Raw genomic sequence first — 3990 nt, 5'->3', positions numbered from 1 at the left:
ACTGGATCGTAAATCATCGAACACACGCAACAGATCCATTTACGATTAGCAGGGTCGTTGCCAGCAGCTTTTTGTTTCGGTGCAACGCCATTTAAACCTTCGAGAGCTTCTGTATATTGATCCGCGTGATGATGCTCAATGCTAGTCAACAAACCAAACTTATGAGTTGCTTGGCGAAACATCGAAGCGTGTTCGCGAGACTCTTCCTCTTGCTCCTTAAATTCTGCTGCTGCTGCACTATCGCGGTCTACCCGTGCTTGCTCGGCAAATTCTGGGTACATAGTTGTATATTCGTAGGTCTCTCCTTCAATTGCTAACTCTAAACAACGAGAGGCGATCGCTTTTTTCTGCTCTTCAGTCAAACTAGATGGATCGTCTACTACTAACTCTGGGTGAAGTAGGCGAAAATGAGAAAAGGCGTGTTGAGTCTCTTGGTTGGCTGTTTCCCGGAAAAGTTTGGCTAAATCTGCCATGCCCAATTTCTTCGTTACTTCGGCAAAGAAGAGATACTTACGGTTAGCCATTGATTCCCCTGCAAAAGCATCAGACAAGTTTTTGGCGGTGTTAGAGTTGGACAAGTCCATGGTGTTCTCCTAAATTATTGCTTTTCCTCTGTTATTTATAAGAATAATTCTGATCTAAGAAAATGTCAAGAATAGTATTAAGTTTAATTTAATAACCAGTGTTTGTTGAGATGTGTTATAATATGAGGCTGGTATAAAATGTATATAATAGGCTTAAATTAATGAACAGTAACTATTCTGCAACAAATATTAAGGAAGAAATGCAATCTAAGGGGCTGAGAATTACTCCTCAGCGATTTGCGGTTTATGCTAATCTTTTATCTCGCTCAGACCATCCCACAGTTGAGGAGATACTGAGTGAAGTCAACCGTGAGTTACCAATTTCTTCCAAGGCAACTATTTATAGTGCCCTAACTGTGTTACGAGAAGTAGGGTTAGTTAAGGAAGTATTACTGGAAGAGGGAGTAACTCGTTATGACGCTAACGTTAAACCTCATCATCATTTTTGCTGTCAAAAGTGTGGCGCGATCATTGACTTAGACTGGGAAATTTTTAGTAATTTACGAGTAGATCGCTTACCACCAGGAATTTATCCTGAAAGTTATGAGGTTATTGTTAGGGGTACATGCAGTCGTGAAAGTTGTAATAAAGTATAGTTCAACAATTAATAATGAATAATTAATAATTACCTCTTCTTTTCAAGGAGAGGCTTTAAACCTTAATTATTCGGTAATAAGTTTGATAGTGCGAGCATCTTGCTCGCGAATATTTTAGTATCGCTAAGTAAGAAGAAAGAAGGAATAAATTGATGGGGACTCAGAGGTTGTCTGAGAAATCTCATTTGCTAAATCAAAGCTCCCTAAATCCCCCATCCTTCAAAAGCGCAGCATCCTCTGGCTTCCCATCCTTCAAAAGCGTAGCATCCTCTGGCTTCTCCCTTTCTAAGGGGGACGGGAGGGGGATTAATAAAGGGGGACTTTTACCAACTAATGGATTCTTTTTCCCCCCAGAATTGGCTTGCTCGGGGGGCAAAATTCAGTATTAAACAACTTTTCAAACATCCTATCAAACTCCAATTTTTCTTTCTGCCCTCTGCCTTCGTTTACAATATTCTTTTTATTAATTACTATTGCTAAATATAGAATTACCCGATGAAAATTAAAAGCTTTAATCATGTTGCAATTATTTGCTCTAATTATGAAAAATCAAAACATTTTTATGTGCATATTTTAGGGTTTAAAATTATTCAAGAAACTTGGAGAAAAGCACGTAATTCTTATAAATTAGATTTACTTGTAGGAAGTGGCGATCGCATAGAGTTATTTTCATTTCCCAACCCTCCAAAAAGATTAACTCGTCCAGAAGCTTGTGGTTTGAGACATTTAGCTTTAGAAGTAGATAATATTGATGAATCTGTTGATTATTTGAAGTCTCATAATATAGAAGTAGAGAATATTAGAATTGATGAAATAACTGGCAAACGTTTTACTTTCTTTCCCGACCCAGATGGGTTGCCTCTGGAAATTTATGAAAGTTGAAAAAGGCAATTAACAATGAATAATGAATAATGAATAATGAATAATGAATAATGAATAATGAATAATGAATAATTACTTGTTCTTTTCAAGGAGAGATAATTATTAATTGCTTACTTTCCCTCCTGGGAGGGGCAGGGTTGGGTTATCTACCTGTACGGACGTTGTATGCAACATTCCTACCTACTCAAGAAGGGGATTTGAGTACCCATCTACTTTTTCCTTCTTCCTTCTTCCTTCTTTCTTCTTGCTTCAAATAAATGCTAGGATTATTTATAAAACAATTAATTTAGAATTTAATGGAACAAGAAATTTATAAGCAAGCAGTAGCAAAATCTCGTGCTAGAGACTATGAGGCAGCAATTAAATATTTTAGTCGAGTTATAGAAATTAATCCTAATTTTGCTGAAGCTTATTATGGCCGAGGTTTAGCAAAGTTTGATTTAGGAAACAACAAAGAAGCGATCGCTGATTTTACTCAAGCTTTGGCAATTAATCCTAATTATATAGATGCTTATTTAGCTCGTGGTATTGCTAAGTTAGCACTAAAAGATATTTCGGAAACTATTGCAGATGCAAATCAAATAATTTCTATTAATAATAACTATGCTCCGGCATATAAATTGTTAGGTAATGCTTATCGTCAACAACATAATCAAGCAGATGCCATAGATAATTTTAAGCGGGGGGCAGAATTATATTTAGAACAGAAAGATGCAGTTAATTGTCGGAAATGTTTGGATAATATTAAACAAATAAAGTCTGTATCTACTGCTGCGGTAAAAGTTGAAAATAATCTCCAAAAAGATGATGGTCAAACATTTATAACTAAGATTTTGAGAAGATTTGAAAAAGGCGATCGCCAAGGAGCAATAGCAGATTTAAACTGGGCTTTACAAGTAGATCCAGAAGATTCTCAAGCCTATTGTTGTCGAGGAATTATTCGTTATAAACAAGGGGATAACTTAGGGGCTATCTCAGATTTTAATAAAGCTTTGCAATTTAATGACCGAGATGTTTTAGCTTATCAAAATCGAGGGATGATTCGTAGTAAAATAGGAGATTTTAAAGGATCAATCGCTGACTTTGATGCAGCTTTAAAAATTGAACCGAACAATTCACTTATGTATGTAAGTCGTGGAAATACTTATAGGGATATGGGAGTATATCAAGAGGCAATGAAAGATTATGAACAAGCATTAAAAATCAACCCTAATGAAGCCAAAGCTTTTTATCATCGAGGCATTGTTTATTCCCGTTTAGAAGAAATGAAAAAAGCCATAGATGATTATCAGAATGCTGCTAAATTATTTGGCGATGCTGAAGACTGGAATAACTATAAAAAAACCTTAGATAACTTGAAAAAAATTCAGGGAACTACTCCTAGTCAAAATCAAAATTTTAATGAAGATAATCAATATAAACAACTACAACAAAAACTTTTAAAAATGGTTGGTGGCCATTGGGCAATGGCAGAAAGATTAATTGCAAAAGTTCGAGAAAAATATCCTGGAAGAGATAGGATTTGGTATTTGGAAAAAGTTATATCTGATTATCAGCAATAGCAGGATAATTAATTACAGCAGATTGCAGATATAGCAATCCTATTTTATTCGTTTCAAAAATCTTACTGCTTTTTCGGGAATAGCGGTCAGACACCGACGCGGGGTCGCACCGCTTCTGCCCTCTGCCTTCTGCCTTACCTCACAATAAACCTTACTTTCAAAACAGGATTTAGTATGAGATATAAAAATGAACGATCTAGTCTTTTTGTAGAGGGTTAACAGCTACCCCCTACTATCTATCTGTACTGGTTATAGGTAAGTCTTGGTGATGATAGGAAACTTGTTCGCTATACTGGCGATCGCAGCTAAGGTAAGGAGGGTAGCGATCGCTACTGTAGCAGCAGTAGCAGTGCCAGTAGTAGCTGT

Annotated in this window: 4 protein-coding genes; 3 read left to right on the top strand and 1 reads right to left on the bottom strand. The window is 36.3% G+C overall.

Annotated elements, in window-relative coordinates; genetic code table 11:
• Window positions 1–584: rubrerythrin family protein (locus tag AC3DU7_RS27530; RefSeq protein WP_488042448.1), on the bottom strand; the 584-nt coding region annotated here is incomplete at its 3' end.
• Between the two features lie 161 nt (window positions 585–745).
• Between AC3DU7_RS27530 and AC3DU7_RS27525 the strand changes: the two genes are divergently transcribed.
• From AC3DU7_RS27525 to AC3DU7_RS27515, 3 genes are all read left to right on the top strand, one after another.
• On the top strand, window positions 746–1180 hold the full coding sequence (locus tag AC3DU7_RS27525; RefSeq protein WP_488042447.1) for a Fur family transcriptional regulator: 435 nt from the start codon (window positions 746–748) through the stop codon (window positions 1178–1180).
• A 495-nt stretch (window positions 1181–1675) separates the two neighbouring features.
• Window positions 1676–2062, top strand: a complete 387-nt coding sequence (gene gloA2, locus AC3DU7_RS27520; RefSeq protein WP_488042446.1) for an SMU1112c/YaeR family gloxylase I-like metalloprotein — start codon at window positions 1676–1678, stop codon at window positions 2060–2062.
• 296 nt (window positions 2063–2358) lie between these two features.
• Window positions 2359–3624, top strand: a complete 1266-nt coding sequence (locus AC3DU7_RS27515) for a tetratricopeptide repeat protein (RefSeq protein WP_488042445.1) — start codon at window positions 2359–2361, stop codon at window positions 3622–3624.
• Window positions 3625–3990: the final 366 nt, after the last annotated feature.

It is taken from the genome of Okeania sp., assembly GCF_983059655.1.
Note: the sequence above shows the minus strand (reverse complement) of the source record. Positions and strands in the feature narration are given on the sequence as shown.